17 protein-coding genes are annotated in these 20,571 nt (G+C 46.4%); 7 read left to right on the top strand and 10 right to left on the bottom strand.

What is annotated here, in order from left to right; genetic code table 11:
* The first annotated feature begins 330 nt into the window (after positions 1-330).
* Together cysE and BGP75_RS13350 are read left to right on the top strand one after the other, a co-directional pair.
* Positions 331-1,158: a serine O-acetyltransferase gene (gene cysE / locus BGP75_RS13355; protein WP_076719240.1), complete on the top strand. Its 828-nt coding sequence runs from the start codon at positions 331-333 to the stop codon at positions 1,156-1,158.
* Between the two features lie 200 nt (positions 1,159-1,358).
* Complete coding sequence (locus BGP75_RS13350; protein WP_076719237.1) at positions 1,359-2,984, top strand: DUF427 domain-containing protein; 1,626 nt, start codon at positions 1,359-1,361, stop codon at positions 2,982-2,984.
* 120 nt (positions 2,985-3,104) lie between these two features.
* Here BGP75_RS13350 and BGP75_RS13345 read toward each other — a convergent pair whose 3' ends face one another.
* From BGP75_RS13345 to BGP75_RS13320, 6 genes are all read right to left on the bottom strand, one after another.
* A complete protein-coding gene (locus BGP75_RS13345) occupies positions 3,105-4,508 on the bottom strand; it encodes a TRAP transporter large permease (RefSeq protein WP_076719234.1) in 1,404 nt (467 codons plus the stop codon).
* Entirely contained in the window at positions 4,505-5,131 is a 627-nt protein-coding gene (locus BGP75_RS13340) for a TRAP transporter small permease subunit (protein WP_076719232.1), read from the bottom strand. Before BGP75_RS13340 ends, BGP75_RS13345 begins: the two co-directional genes overlap by 4 nt.
* Positions 5,132-5,207: 76 nt before the next feature.
* A complete protein-coding gene (dctP, locus tag BGP75_RS13335) occupies positions 5,208-6,218 on the bottom strand; it encodes a TRAP transporter substrate-binding protein DctP (RefSeq protein ID WP_076719229.1) in 1,011 nt (336 codons plus the stop codon).
* Positions 6,219-6,388: 170 nt separating this feature from the next.
* Positions 6,389-6,979 carry an FMN-binding negative transcriptional regulator gene (locus BGP75_RS13330; RefSeq protein ID WP_076719226.1) on the bottom strand — a complete coding sequence of 197 codons (591 nt, stop codon included), beginning with the start codon at positions 6,977-6,979 and terminating at the stop codon, positions 6,389-6,391.
* Positions 6,980-7,104: 125 nt separating this feature from the next.
* Positions 7,105-7,842: a GNAT family N-acetyltransferase gene (locus BGP75_RS13325; RefSeq protein ID WP_083704799.1), complete on the bottom strand. Its 738-nt coding sequence runs from the start codon at positions 7,840-7,842 to the stop codon at positions 7,105-7,107.
* Positions 7,839-8,327: a GNAT family N-acetyltransferase gene (locus BGP75_RS13320; protein ID WP_076719223.1), complete on the bottom strand. Its 489-nt coding sequence runs from the start codon at positions 8,325-8,327 to the stop codon at positions 7,839-7,841. Before BGP75_RS13320 ends, BGP75_RS13325 begins: the two co-directional genes overlap by 4 nt.
* 316 nt (positions 8,328-8,643) lie before the next feature.
* On the opposite strand from BGP75_RS13320, the gene BGP75_RS13315 reads away from it, so the two are divergent.
* Positions 8,644-10,023: a lyase family protein gene (locus tag BGP75_RS13315; RefSeq protein ID WP_076719335.1), complete on the top strand. Its 1,380-nt coding sequence runs from the start codon at positions 8,644-8,646 to the stop codon at positions 10,021-10,023.
* A gap of 40 nt (positions 10,024-10,063) precedes the next feature.
* Here the strand turns inward: BGP75_RS13315 and BGP75_RS13310 are convergent, their stop codons facing one another.
* The gene (locus tag BGP75_RS13310) at positions 10,064-13,156 is read right to left on the bottom strand and encodes an FAD-binding and (Fe-S)-binding domain-containing protein (protein ID WP_076719220.1); all 3,093 of its coding nucleotides are present in this window, start codon (positions 13,154-13,156) and stop codon (positions 10,064-10,066) included.
* A gap of 212 nt (positions 13,157-13,368) precedes the next feature.
* Here BGP75_RS13310 and BGP75_RS13305 point away from each other — a divergent pair, with 212 nt between their 5' ends.
* A complete protein-coding gene (locus tag BGP75_RS13305; protein ID WP_076719217.1) occupies positions 13,369-14,322 on the top strand; it encodes a LysR family transcriptional regulator in 954 nt (317 codons plus the stop codon).
* 46 nt (positions 14,323-14,368) lie between these two features.
* Here the strand turns inward: BGP75_RS13305 and BGP75_RS13300 are convergent, their stop codons facing one another.
* Complete coding sequence (locus BGP75_RS13300) at positions 14,369-15,283, bottom strand: LysR family transcriptional regulator (protein WP_076719214.1); 915 nt, start codon at positions 15,281-15,283, stop codon at positions 14,369-14,371.
* A gap of 105 nt (positions 15,284-15,388) precedes the next feature.
* On the opposite strand from BGP75_RS13300, the gene BGP75_RS13295 reads away from it, so the two are divergent.
* On the top strand, positions 15,389-15,982 hold the full coding sequence (locus BGP75_RS13295; RefSeq protein WP_076719211.1) for an NADPH-dependent FMN reductase: 594 nt from the start codon (positions 15,389-15,391) through the stop codon (positions 15,980-15,982).
* Positions 15,983-16,222: 240 nt separating this feature from the next.
* Positions 16,223-16,450, top strand: coding sequence for a DUF2798 domain-containing protein (locus BGP75_RS13290; RefSeq protein WP_076719209.1), 228 nt, complete (start codon positions 16,223-16,225; stop codon positions 16,448-16,450).
* A gap of 112 nt (positions 16,451-16,562) precedes the next feature.
* Here BGP75_RS13290 and BGP75_RS13285 read toward each other — a convergent pair whose 3' ends face one another.
* Together BGP75_RS13285 and BGP75_RS13280 are read right to left on the bottom strand one after the other, a co-directional pair.
* Positions 16,563-17,195, bottom strand: a complete 633-nt coding sequence (locus tag BGP75_RS13285; RefSeq protein ID WP_076719206.1) for a LysE family translocator — start codon at positions 17,193-17,195, stop codon at positions 16,563-16,565.
* Positions 17,196-17,306: 111 nt separating this feature from the next.
* Positions 17,307-18,164: an AraC family transcriptional regulator gene (locus tag BGP75_RS13280; protein ID WP_076719203.1), complete on the bottom strand. Its 858-nt coding sequence runs from the start codon at positions 18,162-18,164 to the stop codon at positions 17,307-17,309.
* Positions 18,165-18,344: 180 nt separating this feature from the next.
* On the opposite strand from BGP75_RS13280, the gene BGP75_RS13275 reads away from it, so the two are divergent.
* A complete protein-coding gene (locus BGP75_RS13275) occupies positions 18,345-20,531 on the top strand; it encodes an ATP-binding protein (protein ID WP_076719200.1) in 2,187 nt (728 codons plus the stop codon).
* Positions 20,532-20,571: the final 40 nt, after the last annotated feature.

Below are 20,571 nucleotides of genomic sequence, written 5' to 3'. Positions count from 1 at the left end.
AGTGGCGATGAGCTACGTGAGAGTAGGGCAAAAACGGAAATGTCCAGAGCATGCTCTGGCCCGATTTTGCGACTACAGCCTGTACGCCTGTAGGACTTCCATCGCCAAGCGCCTAACCGAGAAAGCCTCGTCCTGACGGACGGGGCTTTTTTATGGCTGGGGTATGTAAAACAGTATTTCTTTGTAGATGAGGGGTAAAATATACCAATTAGTCATTTTAAGTCTCTTTAGATTCTGTACCATATCCGGGTTGCTGGAAGATCTCGTGTTATTGTCGGATGAAGAACGGTGTGACGAGAGCCCGGTACTGTTTTTACAGAGGATTTACAGATGCATACGCTACAAGCCTGGACAAAAATTAGAGGCGAGGCCGAGCAATTGGCCAAAGACGAGCCCTTTTTATCTCGTATTATGGATACGGATGTATTAAACCATGGTAATTTTGGCGAATGCCTTGGCTCGATATTGTCTCGTAAACTAAACGATGACGGGATAAGTCAGTCTGAGCTAAAGACTCTTTTTGAAACGGCATACTCTGTTAATCCTGAAATAACCAGTTTTGCAGCCATTGATGTTATTTCAGTTTATAACCGGGATCCTGCTGTTGAGTCACTATTGTCTGTGATTCAATATTTCAAGGGTTATCAGGCTATCCAAACTCACCGAATCGCGCACTACCTTTGGAAGAATGGCCGTAAGCCATTGGCTCTGTATCTTCAGAGTCGTAATGCGGAAGTATTTGGTGTGGATATTCACCCTGCCTGCTCAATAGGGAAAGGGGTGATGTTTGATCATGCCACGGGCATAGTTATTGGTGAAACGGCGGTGATTGAAGATAATGTTTCTATTTTGCAGTCCGTGACGCTGGGTGGTACGGGGAGCGAAACCGGGGACAGGCATCCAAAAATCCGTACCGGTGTTTTGATCGGTGCCGGAGCGACGGTGCTGGGAAACATTGAAGTAGGGGAGGGGGCCAAAATAGGTGCGGGTAGTGTTGTTCTGAGTCCTGTGCCTGCGCATACAACGGTAGTCGGGGTACCCGCTAAAGTTGTTGGGAAACCACGCTGTGCCTGTCCATCCGAGACAATGGATCAAAACGTGCTGGATGATGAAACTCCTGAAAAGTCGGAATCGCCCGTTTTTGAAGGAGTAAAATAGGCCTAAATTTTAATACCTCCTGAGTCTTATGACCGGGAGGTATCCAGTTCTTTTTCTACCGAACTTCTAGTTAGATAGCTGATCAGGGGCTATGTTAAAGCTACTAACCAAGTATCTTCAGGACAAATCAGTAACTATTCTAACTTAGTGCGCTCTTCATTTTTACACCTGTCCATCCAGCGCACAGGAGATCCATAGCGATGGCTTTGACTATAGATTCCAACTCGACACAGGTCTCAGCTCGTCCAGACTACGAGTTACAATTCTCTCCTGCAAATAGACAAATTCGTACAACTTTTGCCGGGGTAACCATTGCAGACAGCCATGATGTCATTGTGCTGAAGGAGCCCCGTTACCAGCCGGTATACTATTTTCCCAAGAAAGATGTACGAATGGATCTGTTGATAGCCACCGATCATATGACTCATTGCCCGTTTAAGGGAAATGCTTCTTATTGGAATTTGGTTGTTGGTGGGCAGATTGAACAGAATGTTGTTTGGTCTTACCTGAATCCTTATCCAGAAGCTGCCCCTGTTAAGGATTATTTGGCATTTTATCGGGACCGAATGGAGAGTTGGTATGAAGATGAGCAGCAGGCATTTACTCATAGCCTGCATCAAACAACGGGGCATACTAACCCCTTAATCAATTGGTTGCTTTGGGAAGCCTGGGATGCGGCCACCTCTAGTGAATTGGTTATGCGCTTAGTGCAACAGCTGAATGAACAGGGAGCACAGTTACTACTTTTAAATGTGGTCATTCCTACGCTGCACCCATTGCTTGCTGCGAGAGCCTATCGTTGGAAACGATCAGTTGGAGAATTGGAAGAGTTTGGTGCTACCCACGAAACACTGTCCAGTAATGCATTTCAGCACAGTCCTTTAATACCGGTACTGGAAGGTAGTGGTGGGGTTAGGCGCAAAATCAAAGATATTCCTGCGGGTAAAGACTTTCCTATCATCGAAGATCTTCGTGACGAAGGGGGGACCGATTACGTAGCTCTACCTATGTCTTTCTCTGATGGTCAGATTAACGTAATTACATTTGCTACAGATCATCCAGAAGGTTTTTCTCTGGAGATTTTGGCGCAGATACACGAGATTATTCCATTACTTGGCCGTTTATTTGAAGTTCATGCTAAGCAGCATACAGCTACCTCGTTACTGCAAACATTTATTGGGAAGCATACGGGTGAGCGAGTACTTAATGGGCAGATAAAACGTGGAGATGGAGAAGATATCCACGCTGTAATCTGGTTCAGTGATCTACGTCAATCAACGGTTTTAGCCCAGGAGATTTCCAGAAAAGAGTTCCTGGATCACCTTAATCGTTTCTTTGACTGTATTGCCGGTTCGGTTGCTGATAACGGTGGCGAAGTATTACGTTTTGTGGGCGATGCTGTGCTGGCTATTTTCCCGATCGACTATGGGCAAAGCGATGGTCGAAACACATTTGTGAATTATGAGCAGGCCTGTGATGCGGCAATTATGGCTGTTCGTGATGCCCGAAATAGAATCCGAGTCAACAACCTTCAGTCCCCCGAAAATGGTTGGAAAGAAATAGATTTTGGTATTGGTCTTCATCTTGGCGATGTCACCTACGGCAATATCGGAACTGAAGATAGACTGGAGTTTACCGTGATTGGTCCCGCTGCAAATGAAGCGGCACGTATTGAAACTATGACTAAGGTGCTTAAATGTCCAGTGCTGATATCCAAGGCTTTTGCTGACGGTTGTCGGGTTCAATTAAATGATCTGGGTGAGCACAAACTGCGGGGGATATCAAAACCGCAGCGTCTGTTCACTTTAGAGGAGGATCTGATTTAGTACTTTATCAGGGAACCTTTGAATAAGTCCTTAAGACTATCAATGCACGTAAAAAACGGGTGTATATACGTATATTGATAGTCAGTTCATCTCAGATGTATCGGGTTGATCTGGTCGTTATTATCCCATTAGCGAAGGCAGCCAGAGCACTATACTCGGAAAAGCAACCAGCACGGCTATGGTGGCAGCATCGGCTACAAAGAAGGGAGCTGCTCCATGGAACACATCCTGAACGGTAATGTCCTTACGCACTCCGGCAACGACAAAGCAATTAAGCCCTATCGGGGGCGTGATCAGACATAGTTCACACATTTTGACGACGATGATACCGAACCAGATGGCACAACCGGTACCTGAAACTCCAAAAGCAGAATCCGCAGCAGAAACGGCTTCTCCCCCATTCAGGGCGATGACGGCGGGATACACTACCGGTAAGGTCAGCAACAGCATACCAATAGCATCCATAAACATGCCCAGTACGGCATAGGCCAGGAGTATACAGATCAGGGTGATCATCGGATTTTGTTCCAGGCTACTGATCCAGTCTGAAAAGGCGGTGGGAAGATCAGCAAAACCCAGAAAGCGCACATAGAGTAAAACTCCCCAGATAATAGTAAAGATCATTACTGTGAGCTTCGCGGATTCTATCAAGGCTTCTCGTAGATCACGCCACTTCATTCCCTGGTATAGTGCCATCAATAGCACAACAAAAGCGCCGAGTGCACCGGCTTCGGTTGGTGTGCCAACGCCACCATAGATACAAACGATTATGATTCCCACCACAAAGAAGATCGGGAACGCACCAGGAATGGTCTCAAAACGCTCTTTCCAGCTGAATCCGGTTACCGGGGGACCTAAGTTCTTGCGCCATTTGGCCAGCAAGATAACCAGACCTGCATAGATGACAGCCGATACGGCGCCGGGTAAAAAGCCGGCCATCAGCAGGGCTCCTACATCCTGCTCAACGATAATGGCATAGATAACCAGTATGGCAGATGGAGGAATAAGAGAGGCAAGAGTACCTCCTGCGGCAACGACTCCTGCGGCGAAACGTTTGTCGTAGCCCAGCTTCAGCATTTCAGGAATGGCAATGCGAGCAAAGACCGCAGAAGTGGCTACAGATGCACCTGAGACAGCGGCAAACCCAGCGGTTGAAAATACCGTCGCAACGCCTAAACCTCCGGGTAACCAGCCGACCCAACGTTTAGCGGCAGTGAAAAGCGCCTTAGTTAATCCCGCGTAATAAGCCAGGTAACCAATCAGTATAAAAGTAGGAATCAAGGACAGGGACAGAGTCGTAACTTTCGAATGGGGAATAGTCCCGGCCATTTTTACCGCGACGGCGAAGCCTTTCTCAAAGCCGAGTTTGGCGGTAAAGATCCAGAGTAAACCTAAAAAACCTGCTGTGGCGGCAGCAAATGCGACTCTGACTCCGAGGATAACCATGAATAACATGGCACTGGAAATGATGATACCGATATCGATAGAGGTAAGGGAGTGCAGCCAGTCTGTAATGCCACTCATGAGTTCTGGTCCTCATCGAAACCAGAAACGCTCTTCGCTTCATTGGCAGCTTGAGTGGCAGCGTCTTCAATTAATGGTACAGCGATCGGTTTAGCAGCATTGTTCTTAATAGCGCGTATATATCCCCAGAGCTGTAATATCAACCGAATTGCCAAAATTAGCAGGGCAATGGGGACTACCAGCTTTGCCGGCCAGACGGGTAAACCTATATCAATTGAACTATCGCCATTGTTAAAGGCACGAAGAAAATGAAGGTAGGAGCCATATACCAATACCGAGGTAAGCAAAAGCATAATCAAGGTGGAGGTAAATTCACTTATCCATAGTGCACGTCCTTTAAGACTGCCTATAACAATATCCATACGGATATGGCCACCAAGGCGCTGGCAATAGGCAATACCAAAAAATGCGAACACAGCCATGGCCTGTTCCACCCAGTCGATGTAGCCGGACACGGGAAGATTAAACAGCCAGCGTCCCAGTACGTTTACAACGGCAAGCAGCACCAGTAAGAATATGGTGATGCCACCGAGTAGCGCGAGGAAGGATTCCAACCTAAAAAATAACCTGTCCAAACGGCTTAGAGTGGAGTCGTCTTCTAAAACAGCAGATGAACCAGCCATAATATCTTCCTGAATGATTATTGCAGAAGAGGAATTAGAGCCTGCCGGGTGACAGGCTCAATGAGCTGATCGCTATCTATTTGCTGATCATTCCAGCAACCAGATTATAAAGTTCCTGCGCCGGTATTCCTTTAGCTGTCATATCTTTGATCCAGCTTTCTCGGACAGGACCCGCCACAAGTTTTTTAAATTCTGCCAGTTCTGCATCTGAATAGGTAATTCGCTGAATACCTTTTTCATCCAGCTTAGGCCCCCAGGCGTCCATTGTCTTGCCATTGTAATTAGCTATGTAATGGTTGAGTGCCTCGTCAACTGAGCCTAAGAGTATTTCTTTATTGGCTGCGCTGAGGTCATTCAACGCGTCTGTGTTTACCACAACAGGGCAGTTGACGGTGCCTGGGTTAAGGTTAGTAGTCCACCACTTAGCGGATTCAAGTGTACCAAAGGCCATATGTGCGTGGGGGGCGAAAGCAACAGCAGAGACGACTCCTGAATCCAGTGCGGTGCGTACTTCGGTTGCTGACATGGAAGTAGGTACCGCTTTCACGCCTGCCATCGCTTTACCAATGCCGCCGGTTGCGCGGACTCGCATACCCTCAAAATCAGAGACAGTCTTTGGGGCATCACCTACGCCGACGATGTTGTACTGTGGCATCGGAGATGGCATGAGTAAGGTGGCATTCCATCGAGCCAGGTCTTTGGTAACAGCGGGGTGCTTGTAAAGAGCCTGGGATATTTCAGTTTCCTCTTCCAGGGAGCTTACCCCCAGGAAGGGGAGTTCCATAACGGTAATCGTAGGGTTTTTATCCCGGTGATAACCGGCACAAAACTGAGCCATTTCAAAAGCTCCGATGGATATTCCGTCAAGATTCTCTTTGTTTTTTGAAAGTCCGCCATAAGACAGATTAAGGGTAAACTCTCCCTTGGATTTACTTTTTACCAGTTCAGCCAGCTTTTCAACATGAGCGGTAAAAGCGCGGGGTTTTCCCCAAAGTGATACGTTCCATTCAGTGGCTGCACTGACCTGGGTGGAAGCAAGCCCTAGCGCTACTGCTGAGGTGAGGGCAAGTTTTTTGACGTTTAGCATAGAATCCCCATTCTTGTTGTTATTTAGAGTAAGGTGATATACCTACCCTAATGACAAGACGAGGTCAAGCTTATTGAAGTGTTAAACTGATGATTAGATCATAAAGTAAGTTATTGATAAACCTCGGGCTTTAGTGCTCCCCTGTTTATAGTTTAAGTTAGCTGGACCGGCTATGATGTGAACTTATCCATCATATCTGCAACCTGATCTTCACCTTGCTCACGAAGTTTATTGGCAATTGATTGCCGATCCGACTGTTTTTTATTTTGGCTGTATTTAAATTTGGCATCGATATGAGTCACCTGAAATTCAAAAACTCTCAGTGCTTTGGTCATCTTGTGATAAAACTCTTCTTTAGGGAGCTCCCATCCCTGTGGCCCTTCATAAATACTGACTAGCTCGTTCAGTATTTCCCATGTTCGATCAGGATCATCAATAAAGTCTATGTTTCCCGTCAGGTGGACTACCCCGTAATTCCAGGTGGGGACGTTGTGTTCAGAAATAAACCAGTTAGGTGATATGTAAGCGTGAGGTCCAGAAAAAATAATCTTGGCAGGGCCGCTAACATTGGAATGAGAGTTAGCCCGAGCAAAATGACCATAGAATTTGCCATCTTTCAGGCGATTTATCTGGAGATGGGTAACAATTGCTTCCTGTCCCTCGGGTGTGGAAATTAGCGTTGCAAAGGGGTTTTTATTGATGACTTCCTCAATAGCAACCTTATCGTTACTGGAGAAATGTTTGGGTATATATAAGTTCATTATTGGTATCTGTATAAGTTTTTGTAAATTAACGACGGTAAACAGCGTTACCTGGCGTTATTTCTGACTGATCTGCTTGCAACCATAGTAGAGATGCTGAAACACCTGTTGCCACTGATGCTTGTTTAAGACGGCCTCATAGCTTCGCCCTGATCTATCTTGCGCAGCACTGATTGATTGGCTTCCCGTAGTGAGATGGCTGAATTCTGGTATAGAAACTCCTGAATATTCTGTTTTACTTGTGACCAATCACTGTCCAGCATGGCAAACCATGCGGTGTCCCTGTTTCGTCCCTTAATAATCATGTGCTGATAAAAAATTCCTTCAAAGCTAAACCCCAGTCTTTGTGCTGCTGCTCTTGATTTTTCGTTTAGTGCATTGCATTTCCATTCCACTCGACGATAACCCAGGTCATCAAACGCGTGGCAGAGCATCAGAAAGATGGTTTCTGTATTAACGGCTGTACGCTGGGCTTCCGGTGAATACCAGATATTCCCTAACTCAAGTGTCAGATTGGCTGGGACGATGTTCAGGTAGCTGACAATTCCTACTTTATGATCGGTTGCTTTGTTTTTTACCGTGAAAAAAACAATGTCCTTTGATGATTCACAGTTTTGAAGATAGCTATCAAGCATGACTTCAGGGCTGGAATAAGGGCCGCTAGGCAGGTATGTCCAAACCTGCTCCTTTTCTCTGCTGCCATGGCTCCTGGCATAAAGTTCAAATGCATCCTTTTCCGCAGCAACGGGAGATAGTTGAACGTATTGCCCGTCGAGAACGCCTGTTTTTGGAGCTATCAGGCTTTCAGGTGCTGCAATGCTGTGACCCAGGGGTAAGGCTATCGGGCGATTGTAATCGTTCATGACTGGTTTCCGTTCTGCAGAAGATCCATCTGATAAGTAATCCAACCGGTGCGAGTCGAGAGTCTGTCATAAACAGCTCTTGCCCGGTAATTGTTGTCTGCGGTAATCCAGCGCATCAAGGGCCAGCCTTTGGCTTCACCTTGAATCTTAAGTTCGTCGAAAAGAGCCTTAACGACATTGGATCCTTTCGCAGGTGGTTTTCCACGGGCATCAGGAGCAATAAACAGATCATCCAAAAAACCCACCATCCTGCCCCGCAGTGGTGAGTGCATTGCTCTGAAATGCATGATTCCTAAAGCGTTACCCTGCTCATCTTTAGCAATGAGACCGTAAAAAGTCTGGGAAGTATCATGAATCCAGGACCAGACAGTGGTCAGTATTTCATCATTCATCGGGACATTGTAGAACGCTGCATAGCCCTGATATAACTTACTCCAGGCTAAAAAGTCGTCTTCGGTAATTAGCTGGACGTGGACCTGTGCCATGCTGTAAATCCATTGTTAGCTGTTAAATGGGGTTATTGAGGGTCAGTTTGTCATTACAATGGTCTGCTAGAAAGGTCCAGTTTTTTTCAATCTGTGCAGACCAGTTATAGCGAAATAAAATCCTATGGCTGCTCTGCAAACATTATAAACAGCTATCTAGACAGGGGGTTGAGTCAATGCCAGGTCAAATTGCACCCATGCATTCTGTCATTTGTCCGGGATAAAGCTGACACTGCCCTTTGAACGGACCATAAAACTGGAACAACAGGGCTATAATGCAAAATATATATCAATCTCCACAACTGATGGTGTTGTCATGACCGATAGTCGCTACGAAAGTGACAGTATGGGGGAGTTAGCTGTCCCCGCAAATGCGTTCTACGGAGCCCAGACCCAAAGGGCTGTTAACAATTTTCCCATTAGCGGGCAACAGATGCCGGAAGCTTTTATTCGGGCACTGTTGTCAGTCAAAATTGCTGCTGCAAAGGCAAATGCCAAATTGGAACTGATTTCACCGGAAATGGCTGAATCGATTTCAGGCGCCGCAGAACATTTACTTAATAGTGACAATCTGATGAATCACTTTCCCGTTGATGTATATCAGACGGGCTCAGGTACCAGTACGAACATGAATGCTAATGAGGTTTTGGCCCATTTAGCGAGTCAAAAACTGGGTCAGGCTGTGGGAGCCAATGATCATGTAAACTATGGTCAAAGCAGTAATGATGTGATCCCGTCCGTTATTCATATCAGTGCGGCGTTGGCACTGGAAAGAGAGCTGCTTCCTGCTTTAGCCTATTTGTCCAAAACCATTAGAGACAAAGCGCATTCTGTGGAGAAGCATGTCAAAACAGGGCGCACTCACTTGATGGATGCCATGCCTGTTCGTTTAAGTCAGAGCCTGGAATCCTGGGCAGCGCAAATTGAACAAAATTTTGTTAACTTGCAATCGCAGCAACAAAGCCTCCAGAGCCTTGCTCAAGGGGGAACGGCTGTAGGCACTGGAATTAATGCGCATCCGGATTTTTCTAAGCAATTCTCTGAGGAAATCAGTCAACTGACAGGCCTTAATTTTTCGCCTGCCAGTAATCTGTTTTCCCGTATAGGGACTCAAGATGTTGCTGTGGCTTTATCAGGGCAGCTAAAAACGCTCGCTGTCTCACTAATGAAAATTTCTAATGATCTGCGCTGGATGAACTCCGGCCCATTGGCAGGACTGGGTGAGATTGAATTGGAGGCACTGCAGCCAGGGTCTTCAATTATGCCCGGCAAGGTAAATCCGGTTATTCCAGAAGCGGTGGCCATGGTGGCAGCTCGAGTTATTGGTAACGATGGCTCAATTACCATTGCCGGACAGTCAGGTAACTTTGAGCTGAATGTAATGCTTCCTTTGGTTGCTCAGTGTTTGCTTGAAAGTTTACAGTTATTGACCAACTCCTGCCGTTTACTGGCGGACAAAGCAGTGGCCGGTTTTAAGGTGAATGAGGCGAAACTGCAGGAGGCTTTAGCTCGAAATCCGATACTTGCCACGGCTCTAAACCCCATTATTGGTTATAAAAAAGCAGCTGAAATAGCTAAGCTTGCCTACCAGCAGGGTCGTCCTATCGTGGATGTCGCGGCAGAACAAACGGATTTGTCCCTAGAAGAACTTCGACAGTTGTTAGATCCTGGTAAGTTGACAGAAGGTGGTCTCTAGGCCACCTTCCGGGATCTTTATCAGTAGGGATGTTGATAGGTTACTTGTTTGACGCTACGGCTGAGGAACTTCTTATAATTTGCAGTAAGGCCTGAACCGGATGAGGGATATCCTTCTTGTCTATGCGTTTGACCTGACTTCGACAAGAATATCCGGTAGCGACCAGCTGACCTTTATTCTGTTCGCTGTTAACTGCTTCAGCCCAGCTAAGTTGATATATATTATGAGAGGTTTCTAAGTTTGCACTTTCGTGACCATAGGTTCCTGACATACCGCAACAGCCGACTGAAATGATTTCCAGCTTTTGTCCCAGCGCCTGATAGATCTGTTGCCAGTTCCTGATACTCGGAGCTGCGGAAGTCTTTTCAGTACAGTGGGCGAGCAGCTTGTAGGTGTTTTCGCTGAGGCTTAGGTCGAGAGACTCTAAACGTTCCATTTGAGTGACTAGCCACTCCTGAATCAACTCCACCTTAGGCAAATCCTTCTCTGGAATAACATAGCCATATTCCTGTCGATAGGTGAGAGTCATTGATGGGTCAATTCCTATCATGGGGACATTGCATTGTCCCAATTGTCGTAGCATATCACTGTTACGTATAGCGGCCTTTTCAAAGGCTTTTAAAAAGCCGTGGACATGCAAGGGCTTACCATTCGGCAGGTAAGGAGCGACTAGTACGTGAAACCCCAGCTCTGTCAGCAGGTCAACCAGATCCAAAACAAGCTGGTTTTCAAAGTAGCTGGTAAACGCATCCTGGACAATGATCACTGATCGTTTTCGCTGCTCAGCGGTTAGTTGACCGACCCATTCAGGGGTTGCCAGTTCTACTTTTCGACTGTTCAGACCGCTTAGTAACGAGTGGCTGCAAACAGAAGGGCTGTCAACCATACCGACATAGCGCGTCAAGAAAGCAACAGTGGTTTTGTTACTCATTGCCCAGTTGTATGGAGCGGGGAATTTGGATATCCAAGGTATCAGGTATTCCAGACTACCGACCAGGTAGTCTTTAGCAGGCCTCAGATAGCGACCATAATATACTTCTAAAAAGCGGGCGCGAAAGTCCGGTACATTTACTTTAATAGGACATTGGCCAACACAGGATTTACAGGCCAGACATCCCATCATCGATTCATGTACTTCATTGGAGAAATCATATCCGGAGGAATCAGCTTTAGCCAGCGTATTCTTCAGGCGTTCGGGAAAGCTGCGAATAAAGGATTGTTGTTTGACTTTGTTGCTTTCGCTGACTAAATCAATTCCCTGTTGAGACATTAGCCGTAGCCATTCACGAATCAATGAAGAGCGCCCTTTAGGGGAATGAATACGCTGGCGAGTACCTTTCCAGCTGGGGCACATGGCATCTTTAGGGTCGTAGTTAAAACAGGCTCCATTACCGTTGCAGAACATGGCGGTATCGTATTCATCACGCACATGACTACTGATTTGGCGGTCATTTTGGCCTCGGGTAGGGACGCCATCAATTGTCAGTAACGCTGCTGAGCCATCTGCTAAAACAGGCGTTGCAATCTTTCCCGGGTTTAGTTGGTTCCGGGGATCAAATACCCCTTTGATTCGCTGCAGCTGAGGATACAGTTCACCGAAGAACTCCGGTGCATACTCAGAGCGAATGCCTTTTCCATGTTCTCCCCAGAGCAGACCTTTGTATTTTTGTGTGAGTTTTGCGACCTGGTCAGTGATGTCTCGAATCAACGGCTCCTGCAACTCATCTTTCATATCGATTGCGGGTCGCACATGGAGAACACCTGCATCCACATGACCGAACATGCCATAGGACAGGTTATGAAGATCGAGCACTCCTCGAAACTCCATAATAAAATCAGCCAGATTTTCCGGCGGTACGGCAGTGTCTTCTACAAAAGGAATCGGCCGTTCTTCTCCTTTAGCGTTGCCCAGTAGCCCAACTGCTTTTTTACGCATGGCCCAAATCTTAGCAATTTCTGATGCGCCGTAGACCACAGAATAGCCAAAGCTTTTACCGGCTTTCCCCTCTACCTCTTGTAGATGGTTACAGAGCGCTTCTATACGGGCTTTTAGATTGTCTTCGTTATCGTCAGTGTATTCTACGAGATTGATACCCTGGATACCGGGTTCATTATCATTGCTGGGAAAGTAGTTTTGAACCGTCTCCCAGACAATGTCTTCCATGGCTAAATTAAGGACTTTCGAATCGATGGTTTCAATTGATGTTGGCTGCCAGGTCATCAGATCTTTAGCGTCTCGCAATGAAGCTTCAAAGCTGTCGTACTTGATGTTGACTAAGGCGGCAAATTTGGGAATAGGTAACAGATTGAGTTTCGCCTCTGCGATATACGCCAGTGACCCCTCAGCGCCGCAAAGAATGGAGTTCAGGTTGAAAAGACCCTGTTCATTACGGATATGGGCAAGATCGTATCCGGTCAGGCAACGGTTAAGTTTTGGAAACTTTGTGTCAATGAGTTCTTTATTATCGGTGAAGACCTGATCCAGCAGTCGATGGATATCACCAACTCTGTCTTTCCGTTGCTGAAGTTCAGCCAGGTCTGTATCACTGACAGGAGCTGAATTCCATAGGGTTCCATCAAGTAATACGCTGGTGAGTTCTAATACGTGATCACGAGTTTTCCCGTACAGTACAGAGCCTTGCCCGCTGGCGTCGGTATTAATCATGCCGCCGATAGTTGCTCTGTTACTGGTGGATAATTCTGGTGCGAAGAACAGCCCAAAAGGTTTTAATGCTGCGTTTAGCTGATCCTTTACAACACCGCCTTGTACTCGTACCCAGCGTTCATCTTCATTGATTTCCAAAATCGAGTTCATGTACTTGGATACATCAACAATAAGACCATCTGTCAGAGATTGACCGTTTGTGCCAGTGCCTCCACCCCGAGCACTCATCGCTATTTGATGAAAGCGGGGTTTGTTACTGAGCTCAGCAATCAAACGCAGATCTTCGATGGTCTTTGGATAGAGTACGCCTTGCGGTAACAGTTGATAAATGCTGTTATCCGTGGACTGTACAATTCTATTGCCATAGTCCTGGTTCAGGTCGCCAAGAAAGCCCTGCTCATTCAATTGCTGGATAAAGTCCAGATAGATCTGCTGGGTGGTTTCAATCTCGGATAACTGTGGAATCATGGTTTGTTCTCAACGAGCAGTAGATTTAGGTTATTTGGGTAAAACCCGTGGTTTGGTTTGTCAGAAGCACAAGCTAATCCGCCTCTGTGTTCAAGACCCTCGTTTTTAAAACTCTGGGTTTATGAGTAATGGTATAAATTACTGCATCTGAAGCTATAATGCAGAATACCTATTTATCATTCAAATGATAAAAAACGATAGATTAATAGATAATGATGAATAATGTTTCTGTTCGACACCTGCGAGCATTTGTTGAAGTCGCTCTGTGTGGCAGCTTTACCAGAGCTTCCGATCATCTGCATCTGACCCAATCTACATTGACCGCAACCATTAAGCAGCTTGAACAGCAAGTGGGGTTGCTTTTATTGGATCGGACCACGCGACGAGTACTGCTGACTTCAGAAGGAGAGCGTTTTTTGCCGGTGGCAGAACGTCTGATCTCTGATTTTGATACCGCGATAGCGGACCTTCAATCTGTTGCGGGGCAGCAACGGGGGCAGGTAGATATTGCCGCCGCGCCATCGGTATTAACCCGGCTGTTACCCCCTCTGGTGCACAGTTATCGACAACAGTTTCCAAATATTGGTATTTCTCTTAGAGATGATAGTGCTGGGGCAATAGAGCAGCGTATATTGGCAAATGAAGTGGATTTTGGCATCGCTGGTAATCATTCAAGCCATGGGGATTTAAACTATCGGACTTTGCTAAGGGACCGTTATGGCGTTGTGACAACTCCGGGTCATTCCCTGGTCCGCGCGTTGCCCAACAGGAGCGAAGCGATCAGCTGGCGTGAGCTTGATCAGGCTTCGCTGATTTATCTTTCCTCCGATACGGGAATCAGAGCGCAGCTGTCACTGTTCCTGGAAAGAGAAGGGTTGAGTCTTTCAAAAGATACTGCTCCACTTGAAGTCAGTAATCCAACAGCATTAGCTGCGTTGATTGAAGAAGGGTTGGGGCTTTCGGTATTACCTGCTCTGGCCGCAAGTACGTCTGCCTTTGATCATCTGTGTTTTACGCCTTTGGAAGGCCCGGTTATTGAACGGGATATCTGTATTATCACTCGTAAGGGGCGCTCATTGGGGCCGGCCGCAAATGCAATGTTGGAGCTGGTATCGAATGCAATAGGGTCTTTAGAGTTGCCCCCTTTTGTAACCATGCTGGACTGAATATCTTTCGGGCAGGTGTAAGCATCTACTCTGGCTATTTCGATGCTTATTTATCCCAGGATAAAAGTAACCTCTGCTGTTTTTTGATTGCTTCCTTGAAAAACTCCAGAAAAGCCTGAACCCGAGAAGTTCTGTGAAGATCTCGATGAGTCACCACCCACAGGTCAGTCCCGGGTTCTTCAATATTTAATGGTTGTGGGATCACTATTTCCTGATCCTGTGAGGCTGCCCAGTTACTCATCAAACCAATACCAAGCCCTGCTCTTATGCCCTGATACATCGCCCAGACATCGTTGGCCTGATAGAAAATTCGTTCAGGTGGAACCTGTTCTTTTATCCAGTTAAGAAAGGGTAAGTGATGAAGTGAACGACTGCCGGAAACAAAGCGATGATTGTTGATCTGGCTAAGATCTGTCAGTGAACCGTAGCGCTCTACGTAGGATTTGGAAGCAAATAATGACGATGCCAACGGCGAGATACGTTGAGCTACATAATCAGGCTCTTCTGGGGCTCTGCCAGGCCTGATGCCAATATGAGCTTCGCCATGTTCTAATTTCAGTCGGCGCGGTTCTACCAAGAGATCCAAAGTTATATTTGGATAGAGGTCTTGGAATTCCCTCAATAGAGGAGCTAACAGCGGTACAAAACTGCTGACGGTTGTTAGTACTAAATTCCCGCTAAGTTGTTGATCGATACCCTGTAGTTGGCCAAACAGCCGTTCCAGATCATCTTCCAGATATTCTGCTACTCCCAGTAGCATTTTTCCCGCATCCGTGGGTACGTAACCTCGTGCATGGCGGTGAAACAGCCGCGTGTTGAGGGATTCTTCAAGTGCGCTAATGCGCCTCAAAACTGTCGAGTGATGGACATTCAAGGCTTCTGCAGCGGCAGAGAGAGTCCCTCTTTTCGCTACCTCATAAGCGACCCGAATATCGTTCCAGTCTTTTATCTGTGCGCTCATGCACATAAGGATTGCATATATTCTGTTTTTGTTCAAATTTGTGTGTGACAAACTAGATACCATCAAACGTAAGTTAAAGATTCTGTCACACTGAGGAGATATTCGATGGAAAACACCAATCACCGGACACCAAAGGTCATCGTATTGGCGGGTAGTTTGCGAAAGGGGTCATATAATCGCACATTAGTGCGTATTGCTGGACAAGGGGCTCAAGCGTCAGGGGCTCAGATTGTGAATATAGATCTTGCAGACTACGAGATTCCATTATTCTCTGAGGAGATTGAAGCGATAGAGGGAGCACCTGCCGGTGTTAAAGACCTTAAACGTCTATTCCGTGATGCACAGGGGATTTTATTAGCAAGCCCGGAGTATAACGGTTCTATTTCCGGTGTGTTAAAAAATGCCATCGATTGGATATCCAGACCCGATCCTGATGCCGATGGAGTTTCTGCGTTCAGTGGAAAAATTGTCGGGCTTATGAGTGCATCTCCTGGAGGTCTGGGTGGTTTAAGAGGGCTTAATCATGTCCGTGACATTTTTACCGCGTTGGGCAGCTATATTCTTCCGAGTCAGGTGGCTGTCGCTGAGGCGTACAAAGCCTTCGATGAAGATGGAAATTTGAATGACAGTGCCCAAACGGACCGCGTGCAGAGTATTGGCGCTGAGGTTGTCAGGGTTGCTATAAAGCTTAATAACTAAACCGGTGGTAGATCATTAACAATATTCTGTCGGCTCTTGGTTTGCTTGAGGGATCTGCTTGCCAGTCTTAACGGCCTCTGGTCTTCGGAGTGACAGGGCTCTGCGTTAATGATTTTTGGCTGAGCAAGCACAAAGAAGCCTAGAGGGGGAGGGAGGTCTAGTGTTAGACTCCCTCAATCCTGCGAAGGGTCTGGTATTACTCGATTGTCATTCAAAAAAAGTTAACAAGGAGAGGTTACAATGATTAGTAAAAAATATGCTCAGCTGGTGTTTGTAACCATTATGGGTCTCTCCATGAGTGCCATAATGTCTTTCGCATTTACCGCTTTCAGGTCCGGTTTTAATGGCTCCTTTTTTGTCGCCTGGATGGAATCATTTATACTGGGCGGTATCATTGCTATCCCAACAGCAATGGTGGTAGCTCCTTTAGCTCAAAAATTGGTGCGACGAATAACCGTTGCCGACTGATTAGTGTGTCAGGCTGGTTCTGTTGCTGGCTCCTGATCTTCAATAGGCTCTTGCAGGCACGGTTCGGAGGACAGTCTGCGTCCGGCTTTGGATGATATCAGACATTTTGTCACTATCGGCTCCCAGCCCATAACAAACCAATGCCCATGCTGACCAGTGCCATTCCCGCTAATTTTTCCAGTGGTGCCAGTATGCGCGACAACCAACGTTGACTTAATGGATTGCCCACTGAGGCAGCCACCAGGCAATCCCAGAAAAAGACAGCCAGGAACATCCAGACACCGTAAAAACTTTGTTGTAAAGAGGAGGTTTCTGGACTGACAAGCAGTGAAAAAAGACTCAGATAAAAAAGTGCGTTCTTGGGGTTTAGCAAGCCTGAATTGAACCCCATCAGCATATTTTTGAATAAGACTTTTTGATAAATAATTTCCTGTGTTGGGGCTTGTTCATTCTGCTCGTTGAAGGCATGGCCTGAAGATTTAATAAAGTGATAGCCGATATATATCAGATAGGTCGCGCCTCCTATCTTCAGCGCCCAGAGCAGTAGTAAGTTTTGTTGCATCAGATTGAATCCGGCAAGTGCCAGGATAATATAAAACCCATTGGATACAGCTATGCCAAAGCTGACCGATACTCCACTTGCAAAGCCGTGTTTAAGTGCTGTTCGGAGGATTAGAAAAAAATCCGGACCAGGGCTTAATAACGCTAGGAAATGGGCCGTGGCGACCAGTAGAAATTCGGTCATTAAAGTTCCTCCTCTTCTGTTGAAATAACTAATCTAAAGAGTGGAACGGGTGATGTATTGAAGAAAATTGCGGTGCGGTAGCATACTCTGTGATAGACCAGAGACTCAGCGCTATATTTTTTTAGATGTCTGCTGATACTGGGCCGGAGTGAGAGCGGTATATTGCTTAAAACTACGTTGGAAATGGGCCTGGTCGCTGAATCCCGTTTTCAGCGCTACATCTGCAATAGAGTTCGAGCACTTCAACAGTTTTTTAGATTGGTTAATACGGCGATCAATCTGAAATGCATGAGGGGTGAAGCCTGTATGATGTTTGAATAACCGAATAAGATGATAGGAGCTGATCTCGGCTTCCTGCGCTAATTGGTCAAGGGTGATTGTTTCACAGGCATGGGTATCGAGAAATTCTTGGACTCTGCTTACTGCCGGATGATTTAAAGGCGGTGCTCGCTCTGGTTCATTGTTTTGTGTGTTCATCAGCTGAGCCATTAGGCTGATGAGTCGAGTCTCTTTCTCTAAGACAGGATCATCGGATAACATTAAGCGGTTTACGCGGACTATTTGCCGATACAGGGACGGTTGGTAGAGCGTCCGGGAGAGTCCTTGAAGCCGTATTTTTTTACCCTGCCGGGTATCAGTGATCTGGCCTCGGAGGTCTTCCAGCCATTCTGAATCAATGTAGAACATATGATAGCTCCACTGTTGGTTTTCCAGTGGATTGCATGCGTGAATACTGTCGGGCATTACCGGCACTATTGTACCAGGGCCAATGGTTTCTGTTTGGTTACAATGGGCTTGGGAGTATGAAAAACGGCTTTGCCCTGATTCAACCGCACCGAGTGAAAAAGTGGGGTGACTGTGCTTCTTATAACAGGCATGGCTGTTGGCCGCGTAGCGACACTCAACATAAGGCATCTCTGTACTTCGCCAGAAAATGTTTCTTACTTGATGAATATGTCTAGAACTCATAGTGCCTGGATACTGTTACCTGAATAAACAAAGGGTTTAACCGGACTGTTTACTATGCCTGAATACCTGTGAGCCATCTAGCCTGGTCAGTAAAAGGTCCAGGAATTAACGGTGGTTATTGTGTTGCGAAGATACTATCTGGTGTAGTCTAAAAAGGAATCTAAGTCACGGAAATTTCATATGAATCGGCTGGTGGCCAAGGTAGCAAAGTTAAACAGTTTCAGTATAGCCGGACTATTGCTGGTTCTGACACTTTTGTTGACTTGGCAGGTCCGGGATTACTTTCATAGCCGGTCTTTCCAGCAATTGCACCTTTTAGGTGAGGATCGGTTACTCAGCTATATTACCGGTATTCGTCAAACCTTAAATCGCGTGAGTCACCTGCCTTACGTGCTATCGCAAAATAATGATGTGAGAGCGTTGCTGCAACAACATGATGGCTCGAATCCAATGGAGGTGAATCGTTATCTGGAACAAACTAATCAGATTGCTTCCACGGCCCGCTGGTTTGTTCTTGGGAACGACGGGCATGTTGTCGCCAGTAGTCACTGGCGAGAGCACCAAAATGAATTAAACAGGTATTATGGTGATAAGCCTTTCTTTTTTAAGGCCCGTAATGGTGAATTAGGCTATTACGTGGAATTATCCGGCGCCAATGATATCCCCGGATATTACCTTTCTGCTCCTATTTACGCCGATTTAAAAATGATTGGGGTGGCGGTAGTAATGATTGACCTTCGTGGGTTGCAGGATCTATGGACTGCAGCCCAGGAGCGCTTGTTGGTTAGCGATCAGGCGGGAGTCATATTTCTTTCAAGCCTACCGGGCTGGCGTAAACAGCGCTTGCCCAGTGATGAATCGGTGAGCAAAGCTGAGAAGTCAGAACAGGGGTTACCTTATCGTTGGAGGTATCAGGAACTTCAGGATGGAACTGAAGCTCGCTTGCTGCTGGGCGAGGACGGGGATGACCATATGGTGCAGTCGGTATTTCTGGATGACTTGAAATGGCAGGTTCATTTTCTCTCTGATTTAAAACCGGTCTGGAGACAACGTCAGGCCGTGACTCTTTTTTGCCTCGGTGGCGGATTGGCTATTGGCTTGTTGTTGTTGTTTTTTCGGGAACGTTGGTTGCGTAATCTGTCCAGACGTGAAACTGAAGAGCTGAGGCTGCATAACGAAGCCCAGCAACGAACAATAATAAGTAACTCGCAAGTTGGGCTTTTAACAGTAGATGCTTTTGGTCGGGTTCTGTTTATCAACCCAAGGGCACTTTCACAGTTTGGTGGCAAGGAGCAGTCAGTGCTAGGTCAGAGCATCGATAGTCTGATTGATATTGAGAGCAGTCCGCAACAACTCAGGCAGCTTTCCGATGGATTAGCTCAAGGCACAAGAGTGGAACCGATCAATGTAGTGGAAGGTAAGGCGCTACGATTGGATGGAAGTGATTTTCCTATGTTGATTTCCGTGAATCCGATCTCCTGGGATGATACCGATGCCTATTTGGTCACTTTAGTTGATATTACCCTGAGAAAACGTGCAGAGCAGGCTTTGCAAAAGGCTAATGAAGAGCTGGAGCATCGAGTGCTGGAACGTACAGAAGAGTTAAGAGAGGCTCAAGCCGAATTGATTCAAAGCAGCAAGCTTGCGGCCTTAGGGACAATGTCTGCTGCAATAGCCCATGAATTAAATCAGCCACTGACCGCTATTCGGACCAGCGCATCAAGTAGTCGTATACTGCTTCAGCGACAGCAGTTTGAGGCTGTCGAGGAAAATCTGTCGAGAATGGCTGAAATGACTCAACGTATGGCGTTAATAACTTCGCAGTTGAAAACCTTTGCACGTAAACGACCTGAAAAACCTGGTGCCGTGGCTATGAATAAAGTCATTGAGCAAGTGTTGTCGATGTTTCAGGAACGGATTGAGCATGAGTCGATAATACTGGATTTACAGATCCAGGATTCTGTTGTCGTTAACGGGGATCAGCCTCGTATTGAGCAGGTGCTTATCAATTTAATCCGGAATGCGCTCGATGCAATGGAAAAAAGTAGTGAGAAAAAGCTGGCAATAGCTCTGGCTCTGGATCATGACAGGGCTCAGATTACTGTATCTGACAGTGGCTGTGGGATGAATGAGGATGTTCTTGGACATCTTTTTGATCCCTTTTACACGACTAAGGATATCGGGGAAGGGCTGGGGCTGGGTTTATCGATAACCTATGGCATTGTGGGTGATCTTGGTGGCAGTATCAAAGCTGAGAATCTTTCATCGGGTTATTCTGATCTGAGTGCTGAAACGAAAAATAAAGCCTCCCGGAGTGGTGCCCGATTTAAAGTGTGGTTGCCGCTACGCAAGACTGTTGAAAGTTAAAAAGTCAGATATGCCGTTCAGGCATTACGGGCCACAAATG

Source organism: Motiliproteus sp. MSK22-1 (genome assembly GCF_001968815.1).
In the GTDB taxonomy this organism is placed as follows: Bacteria; Pseudomonadota; Gammaproteobacteria; order Pseudomonadales; family Balneatricaceae; genus Motiliproteus.
The sequence above is the reverse complement of the archived record's forward strand: the minus strand, read 5'-3'. Positions and strand labels throughout refer to the sequence as shown.